Genomic DNA, 1553 nt, shown 5'->3' on the forward strand with positions numbered 1-1553 from the left:
ATCTCTTCCTTTGTTGTAATAGAGTTACAAGCATACTACCTTTATAAAAAGAAAGAGTTTTTCCGCTGGGGTATCTCCTTGAATGAGGAGGCCTATATTTTCGCTGGCAATACGATTCATTGTCCCTTACATATAGATGCTCCTCATCGTTTTTTGAAAGACCATTATAAAAAAGCTGGTGTTCCACGAATTCGTATTCACGACTTAAGGCACACACATGCAACACTTATGCTCCAAGCTGGTGAGCATCCTAAAATTGTACAGGATCGCTTAGGACACTCTTCTATTCAAATGACATTAGACAAGTATAGCCATATCACACAAAACATGCAGCAACAGGCCGCAGAAAATTTTGAGAATGTAATAAAATCTTATGAAAACATCAAATAAAAGCCGAAAAATTCTAATGTGAGCAAAATGTGAGCATCGAGTTAAATCACCACTTACAAACCTTGATATAATAAGGTTTCTCATGCTATATCGTTGAATCTTGGGAGAAGAATGAGCGGTTTTAAGGTTGTTTATTTTGTATAACACAAAAATATAAAAGTGCTATAAACGCCCATTAAATAAGCGGTTATAGCACTTTTTATTTATTGCGCTATATTTCGTTATAAAAATTCACTTCATACTTTCTCACGTATTTTCATAGCATTTGTGAGCAAAATATGAGCGAAAAATAGTCCTTTAATTAAACTGTATTCACCAAAGAAAAAATTGAATTTTATTTAAGTATTATGCTTGATCTGATTGTAGAACATGTAATGGAGGCGGAATAATCCAACCTTTTTTCTTATTCAGACGAAGTAATATAGCTCCAGCTTGTGCTTTTTTCATATGAAATTGACCAAACATCATTCCAACATCTTCTCGAAGAGATTGTCCCATAGCTTGACTACATGCTACTAACCCAGCAGCAAGATCCATAGAAACTTTTGCAGCAATTTCCGCATCATTAATACGAGCTCCAGGAGGAATCGTTTCAATAGATGCAACTGGTCTTTCTGGAGGTGCTGGTGGTAATGCAACACCATTCAATTTTAATATATTTTTTAATTCTTCAACTTCTGATTGGATATCATTCTCTACAAGGTTTTCTAAAAATTTCTTTAAATCCTCGTCTCCTGTGTGGTTAATRAGAACTTGATATCCAGCAATTGCGCCTTGTGCCGCTGCAAGATAACTCCAAATTCCAAAGACTTCTCCGTAGTGCATTGGTTCATTTTGTGGATTTCCACTTAAAATACCCATAAAAATATTCCTCCTTAAAGAAATTAGACTTTTAGCAACAATACTTACTATAGAAAAAATTTTCCTAACCATGTTCTGGATTAAAGAAAATAAGTTCTTATAACTCATAAGGAACACCTTACCCAAATATAGTAATTACCTCTCATAGAATGTACCGTTACCAAAAATTTATTCTTATAAAGAATAAATATATTTCAATTAACTTAATCCATTATTATAAGTACTTTTAATAGTAAAAATTAAAGACGTCTATCATAATTTCAATTCAAATGGTTTTATATATTTTCAACCGAATATTGTCT

The 1553-nt window shown here is 32.9% G+C and carries 2 protein-coding genes; one reads left to right on the forward strand and one right to left on the reverse strand.

The features are described 5' to 3' along the window. The coding region (locus AC1DTM_RS25925) for a tyrosine-type recombinase/integrase (protein ID WP_477001231.1) at positions 1-390 on the forward strand (390 nt) is incomplete at its 5' end. Positions 391-735: 345 nt separating this feature from the next. Here AC1DTM_RS25925 and AC1DTM_RS25930 read toward each other — a convergent pair. Continuing rightward, on the reverse strand, positions 736-1251 hold the full coding sequence (locus AC1DTM_RS25930; RefSeq protein WP_000512143.1) for a DUF3231 family protein: 516 nt from the start codon (positions 1249-1251) through the stop codon (positions 736-738). Positions 1252-1553 lie beyond the last annotated feature (302 nt).

It is taken from the genome of Bacillus sp. P4_D3, assembly GCF_056401855.1.